A 239-nucleotide genomic window follows, 5' to 3' on the forward strand; every position below is an offset into this window, starting at 1 on the left:
CGGCGATGGCGACCGAGAGCGGCTCCATCAGAGCTGCGGCGTCATCGCTGACCGTGGCCGGCACCGCGTAGGCGAAGTCCTGCTGGATCGCGACGTACTCCGCGAACGCACCGTCGATCGGCGGAGTGGCGTAGAACTCGATACGCGGGCAGAGGTTATAGCGGCCGCTCCGGCAGAACTCGCACACGCGGCACGGATGCTGCGGCTCGATAGAGACCCGTTCCCCCAACCGCGAGTCG

Annotated in this window: 1 protein-coding gene; it reads right to left on the bottom strand. The window is 67.8% G+C overall.

All coding sequences use genetic code 11. The features are described 5' to 3' along the window. Positions 1-239, bottom strand: a 239-nt coding sequence (locus SB753_RS41015; RefSeq protein ID WP_410805673.1) for an alcohol dehydrogenase catalytic domain-containing protein, incomplete at both ends; no start/stop codon positions are given.

Origin of the sequence: Paraburkholderia sp. SIMBA_053, from assembly GCF_046534895.1 — a bacterium.
Lineage (GTDB): Bacteria > Pseudomonadota > Gammaproteobacteria > Burkholderiales > Burkholderiaceae > Paraburkholderia > Paraburkholderia caledonica.